The sequence below is a fragment of the Aliterella sp. E5.1 genome, assembly GCF_057473825.1.
Genome location: NZ_JBYCCV010000004.1, coordinates 67,353 through 91,155, shown reverse-complemented (window position 1 = coordinate 91,155; position 23,803 = coordinate 67,353). Strand labels below are relative to the sequence as shown.

Annotated in this window: 27 protein-coding genes and 2 pseudogenes; 16 read left to right on the top strand and 13 right to left on the bottom strand. The window is 43.5% G+C overall.

The features are described 5' to 3' along the window. Positions 1 to 14: 14 nt before the first annotated feature. From AC2VE5_RS02940 to AC2VE5_RS02920, 5 genes are all read left to right on the top strand, one after another. On the top strand, positions 15 to 785 hold the full coding sequence (locus AC2VE5_RS02940) for an ABC transporter ATP-binding protein (RefSeq protein WP_486886285.1): 771 nt from the start codon (positions 15 to 17) through the stop codon (positions 783 to 785). A gap of 77 nt (positions 786 to 862) precedes the next feature. Beyond that, positions 863 to 1,300 (top strand): peroxiredoxin, encoded by a 438-nt coding sequence (locus AC2VE5_RS02935; protein WP_486886284.1) that lies wholly within the window; start codon positions 863 to 865, stop codon positions 1,298 to 1,300. A 134-nt stretch (positions 1,301 to 1,434) separates the two neighbouring features. Beyond that, a complete protein-coding gene (ispE, locus tag AC2VE5_RS02930) occupies positions 1,435 to 2,391 on the top strand; it encodes a 4-(cytidine 5'-diphospho)-2-C-methyl-D-erythritol kinase (protein WP_486886283.1) in 957 nt (318 codons plus the stop codon). A gap of 30 nt (positions 2,392 to 2,421) precedes the next feature. Next, a complete protein-coding gene (locus AC2VE5_RS02925) occupies positions 2,422 to 2,745 on the top strand; it encodes a DUF3082 domain-containing protein (protein WP_486886282.1) in 324 nt (107 codons plus the stop codon). A 398-nt stretch (positions 2,746 to 3,143) separates the two neighbouring features. Beyond that, positions 3,144 to 3,344: a DUF2811 domain-containing protein gene (locus tag AC2VE5_RS02920; protein WP_486886281.1), complete on the top strand. Its 201-nt coding sequence runs from the start codon at positions 3,144 to 3,146 to the stop codon at positions 3,342 to 3,344. A gap of 53 nt (positions 3,345 to 3,397) precedes the next feature. Here the strand turns inward: AC2VE5_RS02920 and AC2VE5_RS02915 are convergent, their stop codons facing one another. Continuing rightward, positions 3,398 to 4,102 carry a response regulator transcription factor gene (locus AC2VE5_RS02915; RefSeq protein WP_486886318.1) on the bottom strand — a complete coding sequence of 235 codons (705 nt, stop codon included), beginning with the start codon at positions 4,100 to 4,102 and terminating at the stop codon, positions 3,398 to 3,400. Between the two features lie 543 nt (positions 4,103 to 4,645). On the opposite strand from AC2VE5_RS02915, the gene AC2VE5_RS02910 reads away from it, so the two are divergent. Beyond that, positions 4,646 to 5,272 (top strand): CPP1-like family protein, encoded by a 627-nt coding sequence (locus AC2VE5_RS02910; RefSeq protein WP_486886280.1) that lies wholly within the window; start codon positions 4,646 to 4,648, stop codon positions 5,270 to 5,272. Between the two features lie 3 nt (positions 5,273 to 5,275). Here AC2VE5_RS02910 and AC2VE5_RS02905 read toward each other — a convergent pair whose 3' ends face one another. The 3 genes from AC2VE5_RS02905 to AC2VE5_RS02895 form a co-directional block, all read right to left on the bottom strand. Then, on the bottom strand, positions 5,276 to 5,974 hold the full coding sequence (locus AC2VE5_RS02905; RefSeq protein WP_486886279.1) for an HAD family hydrolase: 699 nt from the start codon (positions 5,972 to 5,974) through the stop codon (positions 5,276 to 5,278). An 89-nt stretch (positions 5,975 to 6,063) separates the two neighbouring features. Continuing rightward, positions 6,064 to 7,092 carry a 4-hydroxyphenylpyruvate dioxygenase gene (gene hppD, locus AC2VE5_RS02900; protein ID WP_486886278.1) on the bottom strand — a complete coding sequence of 343 codons (1,029 nt, stop codon included), beginning with the start codon at positions 7,090 to 7,092 and terminating at the stop codon, positions 6,064 to 6,066. Between the two features lie 96 nt (positions 7,093 to 7,188). Further along, positions 7,189 to 7,896: an SDR family oxidoreductase gene (locus AC2VE5_RS02895; RefSeq protein WP_486886277.1), complete on the bottom strand. Its 708-nt coding sequence runs from the start codon at positions 7,894 to 7,896 to the stop codon at positions 7,189 to 7,191. Between the two features lie 300 nt (positions 7,897 to 8,196). Here AC2VE5_RS02895 and ftsH2 point away from each other — a divergent pair, with 300 nt between their 5' ends. Both ftsH2 and AC2VE5_RS02885 read left to right on the top strand, forming a co-directional pair. Continuing rightward, a complete protein-coding gene (gene ftsH2 / locus AC2VE5_RS02890; protein WP_486886276.1) occupies positions 8,197 to 10,083 on the top strand; it encodes an ATP-dependent zinc metalloprotease FtsH2 in 1,887 nt (628 codons plus the stop codon). 209 nt (positions 10,084 to 10,292) lie between these two features. Next, the gene (locus tag AC2VE5_RS02885; protein WP_486886317.1) at positions 10,293 to 10,832 is read left to right on the top strand and encodes a hypothetical protein; all 540 of its coding nucleotides are present in this window, start codon (positions 10,293 to 10,295) and stop codon (positions 10,830 to 10,832) included. 206 nt (positions 10,833 to 11,038) lie between these two features. Here AC2VE5_RS02885 and AC2VE5_RS02880 read toward each other — a convergent pair whose 3' ends face one another. Next, a complete protein-coding gene (locus AC2VE5_RS02880) occupies positions 11,039 to 11,530 on the bottom strand; it encodes a MarR family winged helix-turn-helix transcriptional regulator (RefSeq protein WP_486886275.1) in 492 nt (163 codons plus the stop codon). Positions 11,531 to 11,630: 100 nt separating this feature from the next. Between AC2VE5_RS02880 and AC2VE5_RS02875 the strand changes: the two genes are divergently transcribed. Then, positions 11,631 to 12,533 (top strand): EamA family transporter, encoded by a 903-nt coding sequence (locus AC2VE5_RS02875; protein ID WP_486886274.1) that lies wholly within the window; start codon positions 11,631 to 11,633, stop codon positions 12,531 to 12,533. A gap of 171 nt (positions 12,534 to 12,704) precedes the next feature. Here the strand turns inward: AC2VE5_RS02875 and AC2VE5_RS02870 are convergent, their stop codons facing one another. After that, complete coding sequence (locus AC2VE5_RS02870) at positions 12,705 to 13,178, bottom strand: GNAT family N-acetyltransferase (protein WP_486886316.1); 474 nt, start codon at positions 13,176 to 13,178, stop codon at positions 12,705 to 12,707. Between the two features lie 184 nt (positions 13,179 to 13,362). Here AC2VE5_RS02870 and AC2VE5_RS02865 point away from each other — a divergent pair. The 3 genes and pseudogenes from AC2VE5_RS02865 to AC2VE5_RS02855 all read left to right on the top strand — a co-directional run bounded on the left by AC2VE5_RS02865 (position 13,363) and on the right by AC2VE5_RS02855 (position 15,281). Beyond that, a pseudogene (locus AC2VE5_RS02865) lies at positions 13,363 to 13,884 on the top strand (photosystem I assembly protein Ycf3). A 44-nt stretch (positions 13,885 to 13,928) separates the two neighbouring features. Continuing rightward, the gene (gatC, locus tag AC2VE5_RS02860) at positions 13,929 to 14,219 is read left to right on the top strand and encodes an Asp-tRNA(Asn)/Glu-tRNA(Gln) amidotransferase subunit GatC (protein ID WP_486886273.1); all 291 of its coding nucleotides are present in this window, start codon (positions 13,929 to 13,931) and stop codon (positions 14,217 to 14,219) included. Between the two features lie 84 nt (positions 14,220 to 14,303). After that, the gene (locus tag AC2VE5_RS02855) at positions 14,304 to 15,281 is read left to right on the top strand and encodes a glutathione S-transferase family protein (RefSeq protein ID WP_486886272.1); all 978 of its coding nucleotides are present in this window, start codon (positions 14,304 to 14,306) and stop codon (positions 15,279 to 15,281) included. Positions 15,282 to 15,322: 41 nt separating this feature from the next. Here AC2VE5_RS02855 and AC2VE5_RS02850 read toward each other — a convergent pair whose 3' ends face one another. Genes AC2VE5_RS02850 through hemF form a run of 3 tightly spaced genes read right to left on the bottom strand, consistent with a single transcriptional unit; the run spans position 15,323 to position 17,050 of the window. Beyond that, entirely contained in the window at positions 15,323 to 15,622 is a 300-nt protein-coding gene (locus AC2VE5_RS02850; RefSeq protein WP_486886271.1) for a DUF3593 domain-containing protein, read from the bottom strand. Beyond that, entirely contained in the window at positions 15,619 to 15,966 is a 348-nt protein-coding gene (locus tag AC2VE5_RS02845) for a DUF2499 domain-containing protein (RefSeq protein WP_486886270.1), read from the bottom strand. The genes AC2VE5_RS02850 and AC2VE5_RS02845 overlap by 4 nt, the downstream gene beginning before the upstream one ends. Before the next feature lie 55 nt (positions 15,967 to 16,021). Further along, the gene (hemF, locus tag AC2VE5_RS02840; RefSeq protein WP_486886269.1) at positions 16,022 to 17,050 is read right to left on the bottom strand and encodes an oxygen-dependent coproporphyrinogen oxidase; all 1,029 of its coding nucleotides are present in this window, start codon (positions 17,048 to 17,050) and stop codon (positions 16,022 to 16,024) included. 295 nt (positions 17,051 to 17,345) lie between these two features. On the opposite strand from hemF, the gene AC2VE5_RS02835 reads away from it, so the two are divergent. From AC2VE5_RS02835 to AC2VE5_RS02820, 4 genes are all read left to right on the top strand, one after another. Continuing rightward, complete coding sequence (locus tag AC2VE5_RS02835) at positions 17,346 to 17,864, top strand: SRPBCC family protein (RefSeq protein ID WP_486886268.1); 519 nt, start codon at positions 17,346 to 17,348, stop codon at positions 17,862 to 17,864. A gap of 114 nt (positions 17,865 to 17,978) precedes the next feature. Beyond that, positions 17,979 to 19,049 (top strand): Mrp/NBP35 family ATP-binding protein, encoded by a 1,071-nt coding sequence (locus AC2VE5_RS02830; RefSeq protein WP_486886267.1) that lies wholly within the window; start codon positions 17,979 to 17,981, stop codon positions 19,047 to 19,049. A 134-nt stretch (positions 19,050 to 19,183) separates the two neighbouring features. Continuing rightward, complete coding sequence (locus AC2VE5_RS02825; RefSeq protein ID WP_486886266.1) at positions 19,184 to 20,455, top strand: M16 family metallopeptidase; 1,272 nt, start codon at positions 19,184 to 19,186, stop codon at positions 20,453 to 20,455. A gap of 34 nt (positions 20,456 to 20,489) precedes the next feature. After that, positions 20,490 to 21,761 carry a M16 family metallopeptidase gene (locus tag AC2VE5_RS02820; RefSeq protein WP_486886265.1) on the top strand — a complete coding sequence of 424 codons (1,272 nt, stop codon included), beginning with the start codon at positions 20,490 to 20,492 and terminating at the stop codon, positions 21,759 to 21,761. Positions 21,762 to 21,943: 182 nt separating this feature from the next. Here AC2VE5_RS02820 and AC2VE5_RS02815 read toward each other — a convergent pair whose 3' ends face one another. The 4 genes and pseudogenes from AC2VE5_RS02815 to AC2VE5_RS02800 all read right to left on the bottom strand — a co-directional run bounded on the left by AC2VE5_RS02815 (position 21,944) and on the right by AC2VE5_RS02800 (position 23,453). Beyond that, on the bottom strand, positions 21,944 to 22,276 hold the full coding sequence (locus AC2VE5_RS02815) for a DUF5615 family PIN-like protein (protein WP_486886264.1): 333 nt from the start codon (positions 22,274 to 22,276) through the stop codon (positions 21,944 to 21,946). Continuing rightward, positions 22,273 to 22,503, bottom strand: a complete 231-nt coding sequence (locus AC2VE5_RS02810) for a DUF433 domain-containing protein (protein ID WP_486886263.1) — start codon at positions 22,501 to 22,503, stop codon at positions 22,273 to 22,275. Before AC2VE5_RS02810 ends, AC2VE5_RS02815 begins: the two co-directional genes overlap by 4 nt. A 371-nt stretch (positions 22,504 to 22,874) precedes the next feature. Next, the gene (locus AC2VE5_RS02805; RefSeq protein ID WP_486886262.1) at positions 22,875 to 23,123 is read right to left on the bottom strand and encodes a DUF4926 domain-containing protein; all 249 of its coding nucleotides are present in this window, start codon (positions 23,121 to 23,123) and stop codon (positions 22,875 to 22,877) included. A 10-nt stretch (positions 23,124 to 23,133) separates the two neighbouring features. Further along, positions 23,134 to 23,453 (bottom strand): annotated as a pseudogene (locus tag AC2VE5_RS02800) (DUF6883 domain-containing protein). Positions 23,454 to 23,803: the final 350 nt, after the last annotated feature.

The following is a 23,803-nucleotide window of genomic DNA, read 5'->3' as shown; positions in this document are numbered from 1 at the left end:
ATCAGGGACAAATCATGTATCTACAAGTCAATAACTTAAATAAAAACTTCGAGACAAAGCAAGGCTCTCTACCAGTCTTGAAAGATATTAATATGACAATTAAGCAAGGCGAATTTATCTGCGCTGTAGGAGCATCAGGATCGGGTAAATCTACCTTGCTGCGCCAAATTGCCGGATTAGATCGCCCCACCACTGGAGAAGTCAAAGTTGATGGGATGCGCGTTACAGGCCCAGGTCCCGACCGAGGAATGGTATTTCAGCATTACACGCTTTATCCTTGGATGAACGTGCAGAAAAACACAGAATTTGGACTTAAGTTACAAGGATTGTCCAAAAAACAGCGCCGCGAGAAAGCTAGTTATTATCTAAATGTCGTGGGGTTGGAAAGTTTCGCTAAATCCTTACCAAAAGAGCTATCGGGTGGAATGAAACAACGCTGCGCGATCGCCCGTGCTTTAGCTTCCCAACCCAAGGTAATGTTGATGGATGAACCTTTTGGCGCGTTAGACATCCATACCAAAGAATCTATGCACCAGTTCATGTTAGAGCTTTGGGAGCGGACAAACTTAACAATTTTTATGATTACCCATGACGTAGAGGAAGCCGTATTTCTCTCCAATCGAATTTATGCTTTAACCGCGCGTCCTGGTACGGTACAAAAGGAAATGTCGATCAAATTACCCCATCGTAACGCTACAGTGAAGCGCAACTCTATATTTCACGATTACCGGGATGAATTGATGGAATTGCTGCGAGGAAACCCCCAAAAAGCGATCGCCGCTTAAAAATTATCGCTGTGCTTGTAGCAAAAAAAACTGCTATAAATATCGAGGACTAGAAAACTTGATATTAAGGGCATACTATGGCTTTAGCAGTTGGCACAGATGCACCAGCATTTACCGTCAAAGATACCAATGGCAATACCGTTTCGCTATCCGATTATGCTGGTAAAACAGTAGTTTTGTATTTCTACCCAAAAGATGATACTCCAGGCTGCACTAAGCAAGCTTGTAGTTTTCGCGATGCTAGTACCGACTATCAGGGCAAAGATGTAGTAATTTTAGGGGTTAGTGCTGATGATGAAGTATCTCATCAACAGTTTACGCAAAAGTACAATCTCAATTTTCCCTTACTAGCGGATACTGAGAAAACTTTAATTAAAGCTTACGATGTCGATGGTGGTGGTTATGCCAAACGGGTTACTTATGTAATTGATGGGAATGGCAAAATTACTCACGTAGATTCTAGTGTGAATACTTCAACTCATGCTAGTGATGTTTTAGCGGCACTAGGAGCGTAGGAATTGCTTGATAGTAGGCCTAGGGTTTAAGCTTTAGGCTACTCTAGCTCAAGTTAGCGTCAGCCGATGGGCTTACTCAATCGAGCTTTAGCGCTTTACTCGCTCATTACAGCACTTTTCCCCTAATAGCCCTAATGCGTTCTTATTCTTTAACGGCTCCAGCAAAAATTAATTTATATTTAGAAATAATTGGCGATCGCCCCGATGGTTATCACGAACTTGCAATGGTGCTGCAAAGCATTGATTTAGCCGATAGAATTGACCTGCGCTCTTTGAGTACCGACACTATCTCTGTTCGTTGTTCTCATCCCCAAGTACCAAGAAGTCGCGCTAACCTCGCCTACCAAGCGGCGGCTTTAATGGCGGCAGAATTTCCCGACGCTTTTGCCCAATTTGGCGGCATAGAAATTACTATTGATAAGCGGATTCCGATCGCTGCGGGTTTAGCTGGAGGCTCTAGCAATGCTGCGGCGGTGCTGGTCGGGTTAGATTTATTTTGGCAACTAGGACTAACTCAATCCCAATTAGAAGAATTAGCAAGTCAGTTAGGCTCCGATGTACCTTTTTGTATCGCTGGCGGTACGGCGATCGCCACCGGACGCGGTGAAATGCTCTCGCCCTTACCCAGTATAGATAATCTCTATGTAGTGCTAGGCAAATATCGCAATTTAGATGTTTCTACAGCTTGGGCTTACCAAACTTACCGCGCTGAGTTTGGCAATTCTTACGTTGTAAGCAAGCAAGATCTCAAATCACGGGCGGGGGCGGTTCACTCTAGCTCAATGGTACAAGCAATTATTCATGAAGATCCAGTCCAAATTGGTCAAAGGCTGCACAACGATCTAGAGCGTGTCGTTATTCCTGCTTATCCGCAAATATTGCGCTTGAAAGAGACATTTCAACAAGCGGGCTGTTTGGGCGCAATGATGTCGGGTTCTGGCTCTACGGTATTTGCTCTGTGCGCAGGAGAGCAGCAAGCTCAGAAAGTGCAGCAGCAAGGACGCGCGAGCGCCCAGCCAAACGAGTTAGACCTTTTTATTGCTCGTTTAACTTCTACAGGCGTTCAAGTAACCTCTAGTAGTAAAGATTAATCTATAAATCCATTTTGGCAATGCCCGATTATGAATGACCCCACTCCTACTACCGAACCAGCAGCCAATCTAAAGCCGCTCCCAACCCCTCTACGCTCCTTCCTGGGGGCGCTAATTGCGTCAGGACTTGCGATCGCTCTTTACCGCGTTACTGGCTCCATTTCTCAAAGTTTTGCTCAAAAACCTCTGCATTCTGACAATGCTTTAGTTGTCAAAATTACCATTGCCGTTCGTACCTTGGTTGTTGGTTTGAGTACGCTTGCAACTTTCATGTTTGCCATTGTCGCGGTAGCTTTAGTCGCCTTGGCGATTCAAGCAACTATCCAACAGCTAAAACAGCGCCCCTCTAGTTAAAGATTTGCTTTACTTTGTAATTCTTATTTTTAAGCCTACTTTTCCCCGACTTCTTCCCCAGGTTTTTCACAGATATTTTGGCTTTTTCCCCAAAATTTAACGGTAGCTATGGCTAAACCCTTCCGTCTGTGGATTATTTATTTCTCTATCAAAGCGTTATCAGTACGTAGTTAATATAAAGTTAAGTAACAAAATTTAGGCTAAAAGCCTGATTATCTCGTAGTTATTTTTCTTACCTACAAACAATTGCAACATTTCGTAGCATTGACAACCCTACCCCCTCCTAGCGCACAATAAAGCACCGACCTCTAAATATTTAGACTCTCACAGCCTGAAGAATCTAAGTTTTTTGACGTAGAGGAAGATTTTTGTATTTATTTACGCCCACAAGGTAATCCATGAGCAATACCCTTAGTATTTTGACGGAAATTCCCGAAGAACTGCATCAATCCCTCAAAAGCTACTTAGAAAATCATCCCGATTGGGATCAAGACCGAGTTTTTGCGGCGGCTCTGTCGCTGTTTTTGCTGCAAAATAGCGATGGCGATCGCCGCGCTGCTAGAGTATACCTAGAAACTCTGTTTGATCGCTGCTCTTAGTTTTTAAGCAAGATGAGGGGAAATTAACGGCTTTTAACTTTTCCTCTCCTCCCTTACTGCGAAAGGCTATGGGGAGCCTCAAACTTATATCCAACACCGCGCACGGTCTGAATTAGAATTGGCTGCGTTGCATCAATTTCAATCTTTTTACGAATTTGACCGATGTGAACGTCTACAACTCTTTGATCTCCTACATAATCGTAGTCCCATACTTCTTGTAACAATTCCGCTCGTCGCCAAACTCTACCGGGGTGGCTGGCGAGAAAACGCAATAAGTCAAATTCTAAAGCAGTCAAGGGAATTAGCTGATTATTTAGGGTTACTTCCCGGCGCTCAGGATCTATTACCAGCTTTTCAAAGCTCAAACGCTGCTTTTCTGGTGCTGTAACTGTTCTTTGGCGCTTCAAAATCGCACCAACTCGCACCTCCAACTCGCCTAAGCCAAAAGGTTTAGTCAAGTAATCATCGGCTCCTTGGCTAAACCCGCGAATTTTATCAGCTTCGTCAGCGCGACTTGTGAGCATAAGTACAAAAACCTTAGTACGTTTTTGCATTTCTTCACAAAGGTTGTAGCCGATTGTGTCTGGCAAATTTACATCCAAAATTACCAAGTCAGGGTTAAATTGCTCGAAGATTGCTAAAGCGGTTTTGCCATCTTCCGCAGATTCCACTTGGTATTTCTGCTTGGTTAAAAAGCGTTGAATTAAATTGCGAATTGCAGGATCGTCATCAACGATCAGAATTTTGGCAAGAGCCATAGCCATTACTTTGTACAACTAAAAGAGAGGAACAACACGGCAATAAAGCGGGAAGCAGCGCAAACTTTGTGAGGAAGGTTTTCCGCAAAAGTTTGTCAGAGAAAGCTACACCGCTTTTTGCCTCAAGTAAATAAAAAATTAGGCAGTAGCTTTATTGACTTTTTTCAATTTATTGTACTCTTACTAATTATTAACCTATACCTTAGCAAAGCCAATAGTAGTTAATGTCAAACGCGATCGCTAGTGCTAGTATCTACCCTTTTACTGCAAAAGTTGCCAGATCGAAAATTATATCCTAAATTTCGAGCGCTTTATCCTCTAATTCAATCTCCAACTTAATTTAGAAAAGCTATACCTACACGAGGATGTTAGCTTATGCTAAAGTCCAATATAGAAGGCACGCAAGTTGTTAGACTGACCGTTGCAAGTAACTAATAAAGAACATTTGTTACAAGTAGCAATAATCGCAACTGGTGCGTCTATTATTCTAAGTCCGTTTCTATTTACTGTATGCTCCGATCCATGCTGAGGCGATAAAGTTACATGAGCGAGCCTAATCCCTACGAAAAACTTGGGGTAAAACAAGACGCTACATTCGACCAAATTCAAGAAGCTCGCAATCGCCTTGTAGAGCAACACAATGGCGACTTAGCTCATCTGAATATGGTAGAAGAAGCTTACGATGCCATCCTAATGGAGCGCTTGCGAATGCGCCAGGAAGGTAAAATTAAAGTACCCGAAGGCATCAAATTTGCCGAGCGTCTCTCCCAAGCCCCTCCGAAGCAAAACCAAGCCCCTACCCAGAAGTCGCCATCGTGGCTAGAAAAATTGCGCGATCGCCCTACTCCAAAAGATATATTATTGCCTGGTGGTTTATTTCTAAGTTTAAGCGGGTTGAGCGTTGTTTATCCCACGGCGGGCGCTCAACTGTTGCAAGTAGTATTGATGGTAGGAGTATGCCTAAGTATTTATTTTATTAGGCGCAAAGAACAGAACTTCAGTCGTGCCATACTACTGACAGCCGCCGGATTGATAGTCGGGCTAATAGTTGGTGGACTACTTGCTAGTTTGTTGAGTTCGCCCCTAGAACAAATTAATCTACAAGCAGAGCAATTCTCTACAGTAGTGACGTTTGTTGTTCTGTGGCTAGTCAGTAGCTTTATGCGCTAGTTTTCAGGCGACTTGGGACAAAGACTTAGCAATCAATATATCTACAGCTTCGCTTAAAGTTTCCACAATTAATTCAGGATTGTAGGACTGGAGTTGTTCGTGATCGCGGATACCGCACAAAACCGCCATTACTTTGACACCGTGATTTTTGGCTGCCATAATATCTGCCTCTGTATCGCCTACCATCCAGGTATCTTCCGCCGTCGGCAGTTCTGCCAAGGCTCGTTCCATTAGTAAAGGCTTGTCGTCAATGTCGCGGGTTTTGACATAATCATTTGTGAGGCAGTAACAGCGATTTTTGGGAAAAAATCTGCCCAAATCGTAACGTTCAAAAGCATAATCTAATTCTTTGACCCGGCGCATAGTCATTACTGCCAAATCTATCCCCGCGCTTTGGACTTTTTCTAAAGCATCTACCGCACCTGGCGCAAGCGAGTCGTAGCTAAAGTAAGAAGGAGTATGTACCGTTTGGCGGCGCAATTGAGAAAAAGTTTTTGCTTGAACTTCGTCCAATCCAGAAAGAATCCCAATTTGGGTTTCGGGAACGCGCGATCGCTTTAACTGCCAAAATTCGGCTTTACTTAGCTGCCTGACTGACTGTTCGGGGTGCTTGCTAGTTTCTAGGCAATATTTATAAACCTGGTAATAGCGCTCGGAAACATCGATAATTGGTCCGTCAAAGTCAGTAATTAGCCTTAACATTTGGACATAAAATATAAACTTTATTTATACATTATCTCAAGCTAGACAAAATTGTCCTGAAGTAAGTTTTAAATTCCTGATTAGATTGATTAAAAATCTTGCAAACTACCCCGCTTAAGTTGTTCGCGTTCGATAGCTTCAAACAAAGCGCGAAAATTGCCTTCGCCAAACCCACGCGCTTGCTGGCGACGTTCGATAATTTCCAAGAAAAAAGTAGGCTGGCTAAAAATTGGTTGCGTAAAAGTTTGCAAAAGTATCGCTTGGGGAACCGTCTCTTGCCAATCAACTAAAATTTCTTGCTCGGCAATTTCTGTTAGCTCAGCGACGGTTAGCGGTAGCCCTGGGCGCTGTTGCAGTTGCGTGTAGTAGCTGGGAGGTACGGGGAGAAAAGACACCCCACAGCGCCGAAATTGAGCAACAGCACTGACAATATTTGCGGTTTCTAGGGCAATATGTTGGATTCCCGCGCCTTTGTTAGCATCTAAAAACTCTTGAATTTGGGAGTTTGGGGAGGCAGGCTGATTGATCGGAAATTGGACTTGGCGATCGGGAGAAACCATTACCTGGCTGTGTAAAGCCGATCGCTCGGTTTGAATTTTGAATGCCTGTTTAGCTTGAAACCCTAAAGTGTCTTGATACCAAGCCACCGCAGGCTCCAAATCGCCTGCTTCAACGTTTAGCACCACGTGATCGATTCCAGTAAAACTAGAGCGCGCGGAGAAAATACCGCTTTTTTGCCCCTTCTCAACCAGCGTGTGAGTCAAAGCACCCCAAGCTGAAATTTTTCCCCATTTGCTACCGCTTGCAGCATCTGTTTGCACGCTTTTTAGCACTTTTGCTCCGCCAAAACTTGCCAGCGCGATCGCCTTTTCCACATCATCAACACTAAAAGTAATATCCGCAACCCCAGGGGGATGCCAAGCTAAAAAGTTAGCTACAGGACTTGTAATTGTTCGCGGTGACGACAAAACAAAACAGACAGCGCCGTTATTTATTACTTCTGTGCAGGTATGTAAATTAGCACTACTAGCTATTGATTGAAATCCCAAATGGTTAATAAACCAGTCACGGGAAGCTTTAGCATCTTCTACATAGAAGCAAACACGGTCAATTTTCATAAATCTGCCAAAATCCAGCTTTTAAGCTTACTTTAAGTAAATTTTGCCCGATCTACATCGATTTGCAGGTCACTCTCTAGTAATGATTCTGCTTACTTAGAAAAACAAATGACTTTCTGGTTGAATATTTATTTCCATTGGTACGGCTTGAGGCTCGGCAGCTAGAGCGTAGGCGATCGCTTCTGCCGCAGTTTCGGGACTTAGCATTTTTTTGCGATCTACCTTCAAGCTGACATTATCCCAAAATGGCGAATTTACCCCACCAAAGTAGAATAGCGTGAACTTAACCCCAAAACGTTTTAATTCCTCTGCCATGCACTTACTAAAACCAACTACAGCGTATTTTGAAGCACAATAAGCTGCTGCCATGGGCATGGAGTGCTTGCCCAAAATTCCGACTACATTACAGATATGTCCCGATTTGCGCTCCTGCATTAGCTCCGCCGCCGCTTGACAGGTGTAGAAACTGCCTTTGAGGTTTACGTCGTCTAGCATTGCATCCAAATCCGCAGCTTCTAGGTTGCTGTAAGGCTTCATTACCCCTGCTCCGGCAGCATTGACTAAAGCGTCAATTTGCCCAAACTCCGAGAGTATTTGTTTGAACAATGCGTCTACTTGCTCTTTTTGAGTAATATCGGTAGGAAAAATCGCAACTTCCCCAGATAACTCCTCAGCTAGACTTATTAACCTGTCCTTGTCTCGCGCTACCAACACTAAACGCGCACCAGTAGCAGCTAACTTGCGAGTCAAGGCGGAACCTATACCACCCGTTGCGCCCACAACAACAATAACTTTATTTTTCACAGGTCTTTACATTTCTTCACGTATCTTCCCATAATAACTGTAGAGAGGTAAATCGAAAGACAAAGGCAAAGATGGAACTAAACAGTTTCTGATTCTTTACTTTTAGATGTACGAGCTAGATGGTAGGAAGGCTTAAAATTAGGTTAAATTTAATTAAGATTAAACACAAATATCAATTGCTTAGCTTGTGGCTAGATACTAAAAACTTATTTAGTTAAAAGCTTAGTCTCCCAAGGGTCACACCATTAAATTGTAGTAAGGCTAATTTGTGATTTTCATACTAATAGAGGCAAATAATTGATGAAATTTTCCTGGAAAACACTCGTATTGTGGACTTTGCCACCTTTAGTTATTGGATTCTTCTTTTGGCAAGGAGCTTTTGCTACGGCTCCGGCGGATACAACCAAAAATACCGCTAGTACCCGCATGACCTACGGGCGGTTTTTGGAGTACATAGATTCAGGACGAGTCAAAACTGTAGATCTGTACGAGGGTGGTAGAACTGCCATAGTTGAAGCGGTAGACCCAGATTTAGACAATCGCATTCAACGTTTGCGGGTAGATTTGCCTTACAACGCGCCGGAATTAATTTCTAAGCTGCGGGAATCTAACATCAACCTAGACGCTCACCCGATGCGGAATGATGGCGCAATTTGGGGTTTACTGGGAAATTTAGTTTTCCCCATATTGTTGATTAGCGGTTTATTTTTCTTATTTAGACGCTCTAGCAATATTCCTGGTGGTCCTGGTCAAGCAATGAACTTTGGCAAATCAAAAGCACGTTTTCAAAGCGAAGCCAAAACCGGAATCAAGTTTGACGATGTAGCTGGAATTGATGAAGCTAAAGAAGAATTGGAAGAAGTAGTTACTTTCTTAAAGCAGCCAGAGCGCTTTACTGCCGTAGGCGCAAAAATTCCCAAGGGCGTATTGTTAATTGGTCCTCCAGGAACTGGTAAAACTTTACTAGCTAAAGCGATCGCCGGGGAAGCGGGAGTACCATTTTTTAGTATCTCTGGCTCCGAATTTGTGGAAATGTTCGTTGGTGTTGGTGCGTCTCGCGTCCGCGACTTATTTAAGAAAGCCAAAGAAAGCGCTCCGTGTCTGATCTTCATCGATGAAATTGATGCAGTTGGTAGACAACGGGGTGCAGGTATTGGTGGCGGTAACGATGAAAGAGAACAAACTCTTAACCAGTTACTCACAGAAATGGACGGGTTTGAAGGTAATACAGGCATTATTATTATTGCTGCTACCAACCGTCCAGACGTGCTTGACTCTGCTTTATTGCGTCCAGGACGTTTTGACCGCCAAGTAACGGTAGATGCGCCAGATCTCAAAGGACGAGTTGAAATATTGAACGTCCACTCGCGTAACAAAAAACTTGCAGCTTCCGTATCCTTAGAAGCGATCGCTAGACGCACTCCAGGCTTTACCGGAGCAGATTTAGCTAACTTGCTCAACGAAGCGGCAATTTTGACGGCTAGACGGCGCAAAGATGCGATTAGCCTAGCGGAAATTGACGACGCGGTAGACCGGGTAGTAGCGGGGATGGAAGGTACGCCTTTGGTTGATAGCAAGAGCAAGCGCTTGATTGCTTATCACGAAATTGGACACGCCTTGATTGGTACTTTGGTTAAAGACCACGATCAGGTACAGAAAGTTACGCTAATTCCGCGCGGACAAGCGCAAGGCTTGACTTGGTTTACTCCCGATGAAGAACAAGGGTTGATTTCAAGAGGACAACTAAAAGCGAGAATTACTGGCGCTTTAGGTGGTAGAGCGGCAGAATACGAAGTCTTTGGACCTTCGGAAATTACAACTGGTGCAGGCGGTGACTTGCAGCAGTTGAGCGGAATGGCAAGACAAATGGTAACTAAGTTTGGGATGTCAGACTTAGGACCGTTGTCTCTTGATAGCCAGAGCGGAGAAGTATTTTTGGGGCGCGATTGGATGTCGCGCAGTGAATGCTCGGAATCTATATCTTCTCGCGTAGACGAGCAAGTAAGGATGATCGTTACTGAATGCTACGAACACGCCAAGCAGATAATTAGAGAAAATCGCACCGTATGCGATCGCTTAGTCGATTTGTTGATTGAAAAAGAAACCATTGATGGCGAAGAATTACGGCAAATTGTTGCGGAGTACACAGATGTTCCCGAAAAACAGAAGTTTGTGCCAACTTTGTAATTAACACTGATTAAATAAGCAGGGATGACATTTTGTCATCCCTTTTTTTTGGCAACAATTGAGCGCTCTAAATAGTCAATCTAAAATAAACTCTAATGAGTATGAGCGCAAAATTTTTAACCTATAGCGGTTCGCACTTGAGTGCAGTACACCTTAAGCATGACCTCACAGTAATTAAATCCTAAAGCTGTACTTTATCGGAATGAGAACTGCTGTATTTAATCAGTCCTCTAGTAGTTGCGGTAGTAGCTATTGGTGCAACTAGCGCGCAACCAAAGATTGCCAACCAGTCAAAAGTTGCTATTAATGGTATTGGCTCAATTCGAGTAGGTATGACCGTTGCCGAGGCAAGTCAAGCGTCGGGTACTAAGCTAGTTTCCACCGGGCATTACCCAATCGAGCGCGGTTGCTATTACGTCCAGCCCCAAGGTGCACCTAATGGGTTGGGATTTATGGTTAGTAATGGGCGCATTGCTAGAGTCGATGTATACGATAAAAGCCCCATTACTACCCTAAGTGGGGCAAAAATTGGCGATACCGAAGCCCGGATCAAAGCACTTTATCCAGGACAAATAAAAGTTACCCCTCACGAATACACGGGATATATGGGCGGACACTATTTGACGTTTGTACCCAAAGACAAAAGCGATCGCAATTATCGAGTAGTATTTGAAACTGACGGCAAGCGAGTAACTACTTTTAGAGCCGGAAAACTGCCAGAAGTCGAATATGTTGAAGGCTGTTCTTAGTTTAGTTACTCAAACACTCACCAACAACCTTGCTATACCGTCCCCACGAAGATATAAAGCTGAATAACGAACGTTCCGTTTGAGTGGCAGCCTATAACCTCTGAACCCCATACAAGCGGCTTCGGTCAGTCTACAACACTAGGGTTGTTAGGCTACGTTTTATGGCGATCGCAAAACTTCATTCAGGCTTGAATTATCCTCTACCGCTACTCCTCAAACGAAATTAAAAGCTTGCTCAACAATTGAGCAAGAACTTTACGTTCCGCTTCCTCTAAAACTATAAGGAGACGATGCTCATTGGCAACATGAGCCTCAACAGCTTTTTCAATCATGTTGAAACCTTTATTGGTCAACTGAATTAGCGTCCCTCGGCGATCGCTTGGATCGGGAATGCGCTTCACAAGGTTAGCTTGTTCTAAGCGATCAATACGATGCGTCATCGTACCGGATGAAACCATCATGGTATTGAATAGCTCAGTCGGCGTAAGCTGATACGGCTGACCAGAGCGGCGCAATGTAGCTAACACATCAAATTCGCCAACATTTAAGCCAAATTCTGAAAATGTCTCCTGAATCCCTCGCTCTAAGTGTTTGCTCAGTCGCCCTATCCTTCCGATGATGCCCATTGGTGACACGTCTAAGTCAGGGCGCTCTCTCTGCCATTGAGTTAAAATCACATCGACTGGATCGGCATTCATCAAAATGCTACTCACCTAAAAATCTTGATGTCAACCATCTTAACATCAAGATAAATGCTAGAATCTTGATGTCGAGTATCTTGACGTAAAGATAAAAATCATGAAGACAGATACTGTTCGCCTGTCCGATATTCTGCTGACTGCTCTAGCGCCGATGACCTGGGGAACGACTTATGTTGTGGCAACTGAACTCCTGCCGCCTAACCATCCGCTATTGGTGGCTGCCTTGCGATCATTGCCGATTGGTATCCTGCTAACAGCAGGGTTGAGACAACTGCCTCAAGGGATTTGGTGGTGGCGTATTTTGCTTTTGGGCAGCCTCAATATTGGCATCTTTCAAGCGCTATTATTTATAGCTGCTTATCGCCTTCCGGGTGGCGTTGCGGCAACAGCAGGCGCAATCCAGCCCTTGTTAGTGGTATTGTTTTCTTGGATTTTATTAAATGAAAAACCGTCTAAACTCTCCATTGTCGCAGCGATCGCTGGCTTTATTGGTGTCGGGTTGCTGGTTCTCAGCCCTACTGCGCGTCTTGATAGTGTTGGCATTGTTGCCGCGATCGCTGGAGCCGCAACAATGGGTTTAGGAACGGTGCTAGTCAAACGGTGGAAACGCCCAGTTTCTTTACTTGTTTTTACAGCATGGCAGTTAGCAGTTGGCGGAATCATTTTGCTGCCAGTTGCCCTAGTGATAGAAGGGCCAATAACTCATCTCTCAACAATTAACCTATTGGGCTTCGTTTACCTGGGCTTAGTCGGCACTGGAGTTGCTTATGCGCTTTGGTTTCGAGGGATTGATAAACTCAAAGCATCAGCTGTTTCATATCTAGGGTTGATGAGTCCTGTAGTCGCAACACTCATTGGATTCCTCTTACTACACCAAACATTTACGCCAATCCAACTGATTGGGATTGCGATCGTTTTGATGAGTGTTTTGCTCGGACAACAAACCAATCAATTACGCCAACGCTCATCTAAGCCTTTCAAATCACGGCTCAAAAAATAACTTGCTCTTTTTGGGCGATCGCGAATCGAATTATTGATCGGTGAGACTCAAACTTTGACCTACCACAAGATGTCGAGTAATGTTGAGATTGTGCCAAATCCTTTGACTACGATCTGATGTTGGTAAAAACTGATGATTAGCTCTTTGTCATCAGCAATGATCGCATGGCTATCATAATGTCAGGTTCAAAAACTTTTCCATTGCGTAGTTAGTAAAAGTTTCTCCCCGTCTAGTAACTTGCTGCTCGGTGATAATTACAAATCCTAGATGCTGAAAAAATGGCTTTGCGGTAATACTTGCTTCGGTAAATAAACGCTGTAATCCTAATTCTACCGCCTTTTCCTCCATGGCTCGATAGATTTGTTTACCCACACCACAACGCTGATACTCTTTATGGCAGTAAAAGCAATCAATATGACCATTGGCTTCTAACTCCCCAAAACCAACAATTAAATCCCCAACCTCGGCAACAAAAGTATAGCGACTGGCGCATATTTTCGCCCAGTCTCGAAAATAAATATCCTCTGGCGACCACGCTAAGCACTGATTGTTAGAATAATCGCGGCGATTGATTTCATGAACAGTCTGATGAAATAACTGCGCTATTTGGTCTGTGTCTTGAGGGCGAAACAGCCGAATTTGCATTTTGATTGAAGTGCGATCGCATTTTGAAACTACAACAATTGCCCTCCGGCATACTACCTTAGATATAGAGAAGATTTCGATCTTCAAACCGCAACGGATGTTTGAGCAACTATTAAAATAATCGTGTTGCCGCCACAAAATCAATTAAAATCCAGCAATTAGCAAAAACATTATAGAGACGACTATGCCTAGAACTCAACGTAACGATAATTTTATTGACAAGTCTTTTACTGTCATGGCAGATATTATCTTAAAAATCTTGCCTACCAACAAAAAAGCTAAAGAAGCCTTCGTTTACTAACGCGATGGAATGTCGGCGCAAGCTGATGGAGAATACGCTGAGGCTTTGGATAACTACAACGAAGCTTTGGAATTAGAGGAAGATGCCAACGATCGCAGCTATATTCTCTACAATATGGGGCTAATCTATGCTAGTAATGGCGATCACCAAAAAGCAATGGATCTCTACGAACTAGCTCTAGAATCTAATCCCCGCTTACCTCAAGCTTTGAATAATATTGCTGTAATTTACCACTACCAAGGCGAACAAGCTAAAGCTTTAGGAGACGCTGACGCAGCCGAAGGTTTGTTTGATAAAGCCGCCCAGTACTGGGTAAGAGCGATTCGGATGGCTCCCAACAACTATCTGGAAGCCCAAAACTGGCTCAAAACGACTGGACGCTCCAACATAGACGTTTATTTCTAGCTTGAACTTCGGTTTTACAACTTTCTCTATTTTTAACTGAACCTATGATCGATCGCGAACAAGTCCATAAAGTTGCTTTACTCGCTCGTTTGGAGCTATCGCCTGAAGAAGAAGAACAATTCACTACCCAATTGGGCAGCATTCTAGATTATTTTGCTCAACTAAGCGAACTTGATGTTACAGGTGTCCAACCGACAACCCGCGCCATCGATGTTAGTAATGTAACGCGCAAGGATGAACTACAACCTTATAGTGACCGAGAATCTATCTTAACTAGCGCGCCAGATCGAGAAGGAGAATTTTTCAAAGTTCCCCAAATCCTGAGCGCCGAATGATTTTGCCCTAGCACTTAAGAACGATGCAGCCTAAGCCCTAATTGGACTTAATTTAAAGGTAAACACTTATTAGAGAGGAAAATTATGGGTTTGGGTGTGCTTAGAGACGGTAAATGGATTGCTCGACGAGATCAAGAAGATGAGCAAGGTAAGTTTATTCGTCCTTCTACTACCTTTCGCGATCAAATTACAAACGATGGAAGTAGCGGCTTTAAAGCCGAACCGGGACGCTACCATCTCTACATCTCTTGGGCGTGTCCTTGGGCGCATCGTACCGCAATTATGCGCCGATTAAAGGGCTTAGAAGAAGTAATTGGTCTATCGGTAGTAGCGGCAGAAATTGACCAAAATAGTTGGGAATTTTCCGATACCGAACTAGGCTGCATTCCCGATAATGTCAACCATACTCGTTATTTGTGGGAATTGTATCTTAAAGCCGAGCCTAACTATAGCGGACGAGTAACAGTTCCCGTATTGTGGGATACACAAACAAACACAATTGTCAATAATGAGTCTCGTGAAATTGTCAGGATGTTTGACACTCAGTTTGATGATTATGCAAAAAATAATATCAGCTTTTATCCCGATCGATTGCAGTCAGCTATTGATGAAGTTGCCGATTCTATCTACCAACCAATAAATAACGGCGTTTATAGAGCAGGTTTTGCTACGACGCAATCAGCTTACGATGAAGCTGTAACTGAGCTATTTGCAAATCTCGATCGCTGGGAAAGCATACTTGCCAAGCAAAGATATTTAGTTAGCGATCGCATTACCGAAGCTGATTGGTTTATGTTTACAACCTTGTTACGCTTCGATGCGGTGTATTACGTTCACTTTAAATGCAACTTGCACCGCATTGTCGATTATCCCAATCTTTGGAACTACCTCAAAGACTTGTACCAGCAGCCGGGAATCAAAGAAACCTGCAATTTAGATCACATCAAACGGCATTACTACAAAAGCCATCCCAATGTTAATCCGACAAGAATTGTCCCCAAGGGATCGATAATTGATTTCGAGGAAGCCCACAATCGCGATCGCATACCAGTTACTATCTGAGGTTAACCGAAGCCCCTTCCTGACAAAAGAAGGGGCTTCGTTTATTCAGCGCCTTTAGCTTTAGCCACCATCAAAGCTTGCCTAAAACCCAATACCAGCAAGATATTAGACACTGTTAAAAATGACTCCGCCGAACCATGTAGCCAATCAACATCGGCTAGCGACTTACCATAATGCACCTGAGCGTAAATTCCGGCTGGTATAGTAATAGCGACAAAAACCAAAGTACCGTAAAAGCCCATAAGTGCCAACCTTGGCATTTGCTTAGTCCGGCTGAGAAACCACAAAAAACCTAAGTATGGAAACAAAGATAGAGCAAAAAGAGTTTCTTTAGAAATCATGCCCCTAGTTTAGAAGAATTTGACGGTACTTTAGAAGCTACCTCTGGTTTTAACTTACTCCTGCGCCAAATCCACCAACCCGCCGCTAAAAGCGTACAATTACCAACTAGCGTCATCGCCGCTTGGAGTGTCACCAGCCATTCTAAGGAAGACGCATTATCAAAAAAGTGCCAAGTACAAGCGCACATAGCACTAATTAAGGCTGGTAGCATAGCGAACGATAGTGCAAACCAAGAGTGATTTTTTGTAGTTTCGCCATAAATCCAAATTAACCAAATAGCGCTAACCCACTCGATAACGCTAGAAATGTGAATAATCCAGGTAGGAATAGAAAGAGCGTGCATGAGCAATAATTTGAAGGTTTTTTAAGGCGTTTAATCTCGATTTTGCTCGATATCCTTACTCTTGCGTCCAATTTACCCAATCTTGAGGCTTTAAATAAGTTTCGTATAGTTCCGCTTCTGGGGTATTAGGTTCGGGCTGATAGCCGTATTCCCAACGGACGAGAGGCGGTAAAGACATCAAAATCGACTCGGTACGCCCGTTAGTTTGCAAGCCAAAAATTGTTCCTCGGTCGTACACCAAATTAAATTCTACATAACGTCCGCGACGATATAGCTGAAAATTGCGTTCTCTTTCGCCATATTCCATCCCTCTACGTTTTTCTACTATTGGCAAGTAAGCAGGCAAAAAAGCTTTCCCACAATCGCGCGCAAAACTAAATATTTCTTCCCAACTGCGCGGCGCGGGTTTGCCAATTTGCTTGTTATAAATACCTGCTGGACCTTCTGGATCGGTTCCCCGATAGAATTCCCCTTGTCCATCTTGATAGTCAAAAAATATCCCCCCAACGCCGCGAGTTTCACTGCGATGCTTTAAGTAAAAATATTCATCGCACCAACGCTTAAATACTGGGTAATATTCTGGATTATGGGTATCGGCGGCTTGCTTCATCGTTAAGTGAAAATGCTTGACATCCTCCGCAAACGGGTAGTAGGGAGTTAAATCGATTCCACCACCAAACCACCACACGGGGCCTGCTTCAAAATAACGATAATTCAGGTGAACTGTCGGCACGTAAGGATTGCGGGGATGCAATACCATCGATGTACCCGTTGCAAACCATCTATGCCCTTCTGCATCGGGACGCTGGGCTAAAATCGACGGCGGTAAATGCGTACCCCAAACTTCTGAAAAGCCTACTCCGCCTTGTTCAAATACATCGCCATCGCGCATTACCCGCGATCGCCCGCCACCACCTTCAGCGCGTTCCCAAGCGTCTTGACGAAACTTGCCTACGCCATCAATCTGTTCTAAAGCTTGACAAATCTCATCTTGCAGCCCTTGCATCAGTTGTCTAACGCGATCTTTGGCATTTTCTGGTGGTAAGGCAGTGGGTGTGGTTTGAGGAGTAGAGGCAGTAGTCATAAGATTACTAAGTTTAAAGAATAGTTAACTTTTAGACAATTTGTTAGGTTGTACTAACAAATATGCTAGTTAGTTTCGCTAAGGTTTTTTAAAGGCGAGACAAACGCTCCACCTATTTTCGCTTAAATTAGACTTGACGCGCGATCGCATCTCACTTAACTTAAATAAAATTTTCTTAACTATAATGTTGAGCAAAATGGTATACAAACAAATTGCAGCTATGTGAAAAACTAAATTAAGTCAGTACCGCAATGCCAAATTTGTATAAAAGTGCTTAGAAAGGACATTTAGGAAAATGCACAAATGTTTGTCTAAATTCATCCACCGCAAACAGCGCTGGTTTCGATGTTCTTTAGCACGAACCTATCAAGTTATTAGTTCTGCCTCTGTAGATGAACTGTGGCATACAGTAGTAGACTTGGCAGATGTTTCCTGGCATCCAGTCCTATCGCGCACCAACGTTCCTTGCGGCGTAGTACCAAAACCTGGGTTAATTTATCAAGCAGTAACGCGCTTAGGTCCAATTCCCGTACAAATTTTTGTTGAGATGGTTACACCTGGAGAATTGCTAAGCGTTCGAGTAATGGCTATTCCTGGGGTAGAAGAAAGAGTAACTTATCGAGTAGAGTCTACGGTCTGCGGTAACTGTATTTCTTACTCCGTAACCCTTAATGGTTGGTTATCGCCGTTAGTTTGGTCTTTGTCCCGTCCTTATGCCGCAAAAGTAGCCGCCGCCTTAGCCGCCGCCGCCGAAAAAGCTGCCGATGGTTTGCCTAGAGTCACCAAAAAACAAAAAAATAGTTTTGAGTTTTAAATGCAACGCATAGATTTATCCGCTTGATAAAGAAAGACTTACCTAGGCTTCGAGGGCTAAGATGCAGGAAGAAGTACAATTTTTGCTGGATGCTTTCCTCTTTTTAAAAACACCATGATTGAAACCCTTAGTTCTAGTTCTGTATTAGAAGTATTGCGCCCAGTTCAAGATCCAGAACTGCAAAAAAGCCTGGTAGAACTAAATATGATTCGCAACGTTGTTATTGACAACGGTAAAGTTAGCTTTACATTGGTACTCACAACCCCAGCTTGCCCGTTGCGGGAATTTATTGTTGAAGATTGTACTAGAGCCGTCAAAAAATTACCAGGCGTAACGGAGGTTTTGGTAGATGTAACTGCCGAAACTCCCCAACAAAAAGGCTTACCCGATCGCACGGGAATTGCTGGCGTTAAAAATATTGTGGCAATTTCTAGTGGCAAAGGTGGCGTAGGCAAAAGCACTGTAGCAGTAAATATTGCGGTGGCTTTGGCACAAACTGGGGCAAAAGTTGGCTTACTAGATGCGGATATTTACGGTCCCAATGCGCCCACTATGCTAGGACTTGCGGACGCGAAAATATTGGTGCAAAACGATGGCAAACAAGACGTACTAGAACCTGCTTTTAATCACGGCGTGAAACTTGTGTCGATGGGCTTTTTAATTGATCGCGATCAGCCTGTAGTTTGGCGCGGTCCGATGTTAAACGGTGTAATTCGCCAGTTTCTCTATCAAGTGCAGTGGGGAGAATTAGATTATCTCATTGTTGATATGCCCCCAGGCACGGGGGACGCGCAATTAACGCTAACTCAAGCGGTTCCGATGGCGGGGGCAGTAATTGTCACTACACCACAGAACGTGGCGCTACTAGACTCCCGTAAGGGTCTAAAAATGTTCGAGCAAATGAGCGTTCCGGTATTGGGAATGGTAGAAAACATGAGTTATTTCATTCCCCCCGATATGCCCGATAAGCAGTACGACATATTTGGCTCTGGCGGCGGCGAAAAAACTGCTAAAGAAATGGGCGTACCGTTACTCGGCTGCGTCCCTTTGGAAATTGCTTTGAGACAAGGTGGAGATCGCGGTATCCCGATTGTAGTCGCCGAACCTGAATCTGCGTCAGCAAAAGCCTTAACTGCGATTGCATTGAACATTGCGGGTAAAGTCTCGGTTGCGGCTTTAACATAGTCGCTTAAAAGAGGTAATAATTATTGCCTCTTTTTGCCAAATATAAGCCAAATATAAACTGTAGTAATTAATTCAATTTTTATTGCCTATAAGCGCTACTATATTAAGATTAAATTCTAGTTAAAACTTGTTAATTGCAACTGCTAACGGCTCCTGTACCTACAGCTAATTTTCTTAAACTAGATAGCGGCTTAACCGTTATTCATCAATACCTGAGTACCACCTCTGTAGTTGTGGCAGATGTGTGGATAAACGCGGGCGCAGTTCGAGAACCAGAAAACTGGTCGGGGATGGCGCACTTTCTCGAACACATGATCTTTAAAGGTACTTCCGCCATCAGTCCGGGAGAATTTGACCGCGTAATTGAAAATAAAGGCGGGATGACAAACGCCGCTACAAGTCACGATTACGCTCATTACTTTTTAACTACTGCTACGCCCTATTTAGCGGATACTTTACCTTACCTGGCTGACTTACTTTTAAACGCCGCAATTCCTGAAGATGAATTTGACAGAGAACGAGATGTAGTATTAGAAGAAATCCGCTCGTGCTATGACGATCCAGACTGGATAGGTTTTCAAGCTCTAAGCGAAAGCGTATATCAACTTCATCCTTATGGGCGTTCAGTTTTAGGGAAAGCAAACAATTTAATTCAGCATTCAGCCGCCGAAATGCGATCGTTTCACCGTACCTATTACCAGCCGGAAAATATGACGGTAGTAGTGGTGGGAGGAGTGGAACAAGATCGGGCGGTGGAACTGGTTAGTAGTAACTTTGAGCGCAAAAATAAGTTATTTATCGAACCATGCGATCGCCCAGAAGTTAAGTTAGGAGAATATTTATTAGCGGGAGTCCGCCGTCAAGAAATCAAATTGCCTAATTTAGAACAGGCGCGCTTAATGATGGCATGGATAGGACCTGGTGTAGATAAGTTTCGCCACGCCTACGGCTTAGATTTGCTTTCGGTAGTATTAGCGGGTGGCAGGTCTTGCCGTTTGGTGAAAGAATTACGAGAAGAACGGCAACTTGTACAGGGAATTAATTGCGACTTTTCCTTACAAAAGGAGTCAAGTTTATTTACAATTACAGCTTGGTTAGAGCCGCAACAATTGGAGCGGGTAGAATTTTTGATTCGCGCTTGCTTAGAAGAATTGCAAACTACACTTATTTGCCCGTCGGAACTCGATCGCTGCAAACGGTTAATGTGCAACGATTACACTTTTTATACCGAAACGCCAAGTCAAATCGCCGGACTTTACGGTTACTACAGCACGATCGCCACACCGGAACTAGCTTTACGCTACCCTCAAGAAGTGCAATCTTTTCAGAGCGAAGAATTGCAATTGTTGGCTCGTCAGTATTTATCGCCCTCTCAGTATGCGGTAACTGTACTCAAGCCTTGTTAGGGTAAAAATAATTATAAGTTAAGGATACGCGGGCGTGACCACTCAACTACAAAATCAAACTACCCAACGCACAGTTTTAAATAATGGCATAACAATACTGGTAGCCGAAAACCCCGTAGCGGATATCATTGCAGCGCGGCTATTTATCCGGGCTGGTAGTAGTTGGGAAGCGCCAACCCAAGCAGGACTTGCCCATTTATTATCTAACGTGATTACCAAGGGGACGCAAAAGCTTTCTTCTTTTGAAATAGGCGATCGCGTAGAATCATTGGGAGCAAGTTTAAGCACCGATGCGGCGGGAGATTATTTTGTCCTCAGCCTAAAAACTGTAACCGCAGATATGCCATCAATGTTAGAACTTGCGGGGCAAATATTGAGGTTTCCTAGTTTCCCCGAAATGGAGGTAGCACTAGAACGGCGTTTAACTTTACAGGGTATTCGTTCCCAGCAAGAGCAACCGTTTACCATTGCTTTTGACAAGTTGCGTCAAGCAATGTACCAAAACCACCCTTACGCCATGTCAGCATTAGGGACGCAAGAAACAGTAACTAATCTCACTAAAGAAGATTTGCATCAGTTTCATCAAACTCATTTCCGCCCCGATAACTTAGTAATTAGTCTAGCTGGTCGGGTAACTTCACAGGATGCGGTTTCAATGGTAGAAGAAATTTTTGGCGATTGGCAAATGCCCCCAAGTCCTTTACCAACGCTCAATTTTCCCCCTCTTACATCTGCGCCTTACCCAACGATGACCCCCAAGCAAACCCAACAATCTATAGTTATGCTTGGCTATCTTGCTCCCGCCGTGCGCGAGGCTGATTATACGGCGCTCAAGCTACTTTCTACTTATTTAGGTAACGGGCTTTCTAGTCGGTTATTTGTAGAACTGCGGGAGAAACGAGGATTAGCTTACGATGTTTCGGCATTTTATCCTACCAGACAAGATGTGGCTCAGTTTGTAGTTTATATGGGTACGGCTCCCGAAAATACTGCGCTCGCTCGCGCGGGATTGCAAACAGAAGTCGATTTGTTATGCAGCGCCGAACTTAGCGAGGAAGCATTGCAAACCGCCAAAAATAAGCTCCTAGGACAGTATGCTTTGGGTAAACAAACCAATGCTCAAATTGCTCAAGTGTACGGCTGGTACGAAATTATCGGCTTGGGAATCGAGTTTGATGCCAAGTTTCAACAACAAGTTGCTGAAGTGACAACGGCAGATACTCTAAGAGCCGCAAATCGTTACTTTACAAATCCCTATATATCTATAGTTGGCCCGGAAACTGCTTTAAATGATTTAGCAGCTTAGTTAACCAACTCTTAAAATTCGTCTCTTTTTGGTAACGTTGCCCATCACCCGCCGAGATAACTTTGTATCATAACCGATCGACTTTCGGCAGTAGGCGCGCATGGACGTTGTTATGCGGCGATCGCCATTATGTTTGCTCTATTTGTAAAAACCCTGGAAAGATATCTAAAGCTATCGGTGCATTATGACAAAGCAAGCAGGGATAAATTCTCATCTTCATAAAATAATTTGATCGCGTTAAAATTTCGACGCAACAAATTTTCAATTTGCAATGTCGAACAGTTGCCAAGGCGAAGCCAAATAACTTTCGGTGGATTCCCAAATACTAAGCTTAGATCGTGCATATCCGCATCTTTCGAGACAATCATCAAATTATTGTCTTTTGCATAATCCCAAACTATTGAGTCAATTGTTGCTTTCATGTCCACATCTCGAACGTGAAGCGAATTGGGGAAAAGATCGCTCAAACCATTCGGCAACTTGGGCGACAAGTTTTGATCAAAAAGTAATTTCATGCGGGTAATGGAGCAGTCATAAACCGACGCTCACGGTCAGCAGCATAAGCTATGCAGGCTTTTAAATCTTCTCGCGTCAGATCGGGAAAATCTTCAAGAATTTCTGCTTCAGTCATCTCGGAAGCCAGGTACTCAAGCACTTCATAAACCGTAATTCGCAAGCCACGCACACAAGGCTTACCACCGCGCTTATTTGGTTCGATCGTGATGTGGTTTCGGTAGTTCATGGTTAAAATTATCGTTATTAGACCTGTAGGGCAATAAGCTTAAAAAACCTTGAAATCTTTTCGTGGGTAGCCTTTTGAGAGCCTTCGATTCAATTGCTTAAAACTCAGCCGATGTATAGGTTTCAGCGATTTGTATCAGTATTTCCCAACTCAATACTACCAGCCTTCTCTGCCGACCATAGAGCGTTCTCATCAAATGAAGGCGATCGCATCTAGAATTCTCTGAGCTTGAAGTCTAGAATCATTTTGTAAGCATTTTTTTTCTGCTCCTTATGCGGTCTAACGTTCCCCTTTACCCGCCGTTAGTGACCTTTCAGACTTACTGAAGAAAATTAATAAATCAGGTGCAACGGGTTTGTTAGCCTACCAGACTAACTTGCTTTTTCTAAGGGGCGAACGGCTAAAACTTCATTAGAGCGCAGAGTCTCTACCGCAGAAATTGGTACAGCAATAGTTGTAAAGGATTCACCAATAGCATTAAAAACTTCCAACACACAGCCTTCTTCACCATCACTCGGATGAGGAACAAAATCAACCAGCATGGCAATATCTCCTGCTTTCAGTCCATGCTCTGGTAAGTCGCGAGTTAGTGCAACCTCTTGATATAGCTCTACGCTCATATTACTACTCCTAATTAGGTTTGAGGATCACAAACTGAAATTTATCATCTATCTGTCTTTGTAACCAAACTGTAACAACTGACAAATTTACCCCATTTACACCGATTAGTTCTCCTTCAACATGGTAAAAAGTGCCGTATTCATTACTTTTCTCTTGGCTCGCTTCTGTCGCCAATGCTTGTGTCTGGATGGCTAATTTTAAAACCTCTGGGTTTTCGTGAGTAAATCCAGCCTGGGCTAAGAACTGCGATTTGTCATTCGTGCTTTCAGCACCAAAAGATACTGAGTTATTTTAGCGTCGGGGATGATTAAATCTTCAGGAACCCTCACATCTAAATTCCTCGCATCAATTATCTAGTATCATCGCAAGTTTTTCTAGATGAGATCGGTACAATCTGGCTCGTCGGCTTTAACTTGCGATCGCATTTAGAATTGTCTGAGCTTGAAGTTTAGAATCATTTGTTGACATGAAGATAAAAGAGGCGATTATACAGAAATCATACTCTCACGAATTCTGCCCTAGTCTACAATTAGGCTATATAAAAGACTTTAAGAAGCTACGACGATCTCTAAAGTAGCGAAAGGAATCGGGTATTGTAAGTTGTCACGAGTCTGAAACTTGATACTTGACTTACAATAATTTCTTGTTTTGAGCTTGAAGTGATGGAATGGGTCAGTAC

Bases quoted from the DNA above. Each gene is read 5' to 3' on its own strand.
- AC2VE5_RS02940 (WP_486886285.1), top strand. From the start codon at position 15: ATGTATCTACAAGTCAATAACTTAAATAAAAACTTCGAGACAAAGCAA.
- AC2VE5_RS02935 (WP_486886284.1), top strand. From the start codon at position 863: ATGGCTTTAGCAGTTGGCACAGATGCACCAGCATTTACCGTCAAAGAT.
- ispE (WP_486886283.1), top strand. From the start codon at position 1,435: ATGCGTTCTTATTCTTTAACGGCTCCAGCAAAAATTAATTTATATTTA.
- AC2VE5_RS02925 (WP_486886282.1), top strand. From the start codon at position 2,422: ATGAATGACCCCACTCCTACTACCGAACCAGCAGCCAATCTAAAGCCG.
- AC2VE5_RS02920 (WP_486886281.1), top strand. From the start codon at position 3,144: ATGAGCAATACCCTTAGTATTTTGACGGAAATTCCCGAAGAACTGCAT.
- AC2VE5_RS02915 (WP_486886318.1), bottom strand. From the start codon at position 4,102: ATGGCTCTTGCCAAAATTCTGATCGTTGATGACGATCCTGCAATTCGC.
- AC2VE5_RS02910 (WP_486886280.1), top strand. From the start codon at position 4,646: ATGAGCGAGCCTAATCCCTACGAAAAACTTGGGGTAAAACAAGACGCT.
- AC2VE5_RS02905 (WP_486886279.1), bottom strand. From the start codon at position 5,974: ATGTTAAGGCTAATTACTGACTTTGACGGACCAATTATCGATGTTTCC.
- hppD (WP_486886278.1), bottom strand. From the start codon at position 7,092: ATGAAAATTGACCGTGTTTGCTTCTATGTAGAAGATGCTAAAGCTTCC.
- ftsH2 (WP_486886276.1), top strand. From the start codon at position 8,197: ATGAAATTTTCCTGGAAAACACTCGTATTGTGGACTTTGCCACCTTTA.
- AC2VE5_RS02880 (WP_486886275.1), bottom strand. From the start codon at position 11,530: ATGAATGCCGATCCAGTCGATGTGATTTTAACTCAATGGCAGAGAGAG.
- AC2VE5_RS02875 (WP_486886274.1), top strand. From the start codon at position 11,631: ATGAAGACAGATACTGTTCGCCTGTCCGATATTCTGCTGACTGCTCTA.
- AC2VE5_RS02870 (WP_486886316.1), bottom strand. From the start codon at position 13,178: ATGCAAATTCGGCTGTTTCGCCCTCAAGACACAGACCAAATAGCGCAG.
- gatC (WP_486886273.1), top strand. From the start codon at position 13,929: ATGATCGATCGCGAACAAGTCCATAAAGTTGCTTTACTCGCTCGTTTG.
- AC2VE5_RS02855 (WP_486886272.1), top strand. From the start codon at position 14,304: ATGGGTTTGGGTGTGCTTAGAGACGGTAAATGGATTGCTCGACGAGAT.
- AC2VE5_RS02850 (WP_486886271.1), bottom strand. From the start codon at position 15,622: ATGATTTCTAAAGAAACTCTTTTTGCTCTATCTTTGTTTCCATACTTA.
- AC2VE5_RS02845 (WP_486886270.1), bottom strand. From the start codon at position 15,966: ATGCACGCTCTTTCTATTCCTACCTGGATTATTCACATTTCTAGCGTT.
- hemF (WP_486886269.1), bottom strand. From the start codon at position 17,050: ATGACTACTGCCTCTACTCCTCAAACCACACCCACTGCCTTACCACCA.
- AC2VE5_RS02835 (WP_486886268.1), top strand. From the start codon at position 17,346: ATGCACAAATGTTTGTCTAAATTCATCCACCGCAAACAGCGCTGGTTT.
- AC2VE5_RS02830 (WP_486886267.1), top strand. From the start codon at position 17,979: ATGATTGAAACCCTTAGTTCTAGTTCTGTATTAGAAGTATTGCGCCCA.
- AC2VE5_RS02815 (WP_486886264.1), bottom strand. From the start codon at position 22,276: ATGAAATTACTTTTTGATCAAAACTTGTCGCCCAAGTTGCCGAATGGT.
- AC2VE5_RS02810 (WP_486886263.1), bottom strand. From the start codon at position 22,503: ATGAACTACCGAAACCACATCACGATCGAACCAAATAAGCGCGGTGGT.
- AC2VE5_RS02805 (WP_486886262.1), bottom strand. From the start codon at position 23,123: ATGAGCGTAGAGCTATATCAAGAGGTTGCACTAACTCGCGACTTACCA.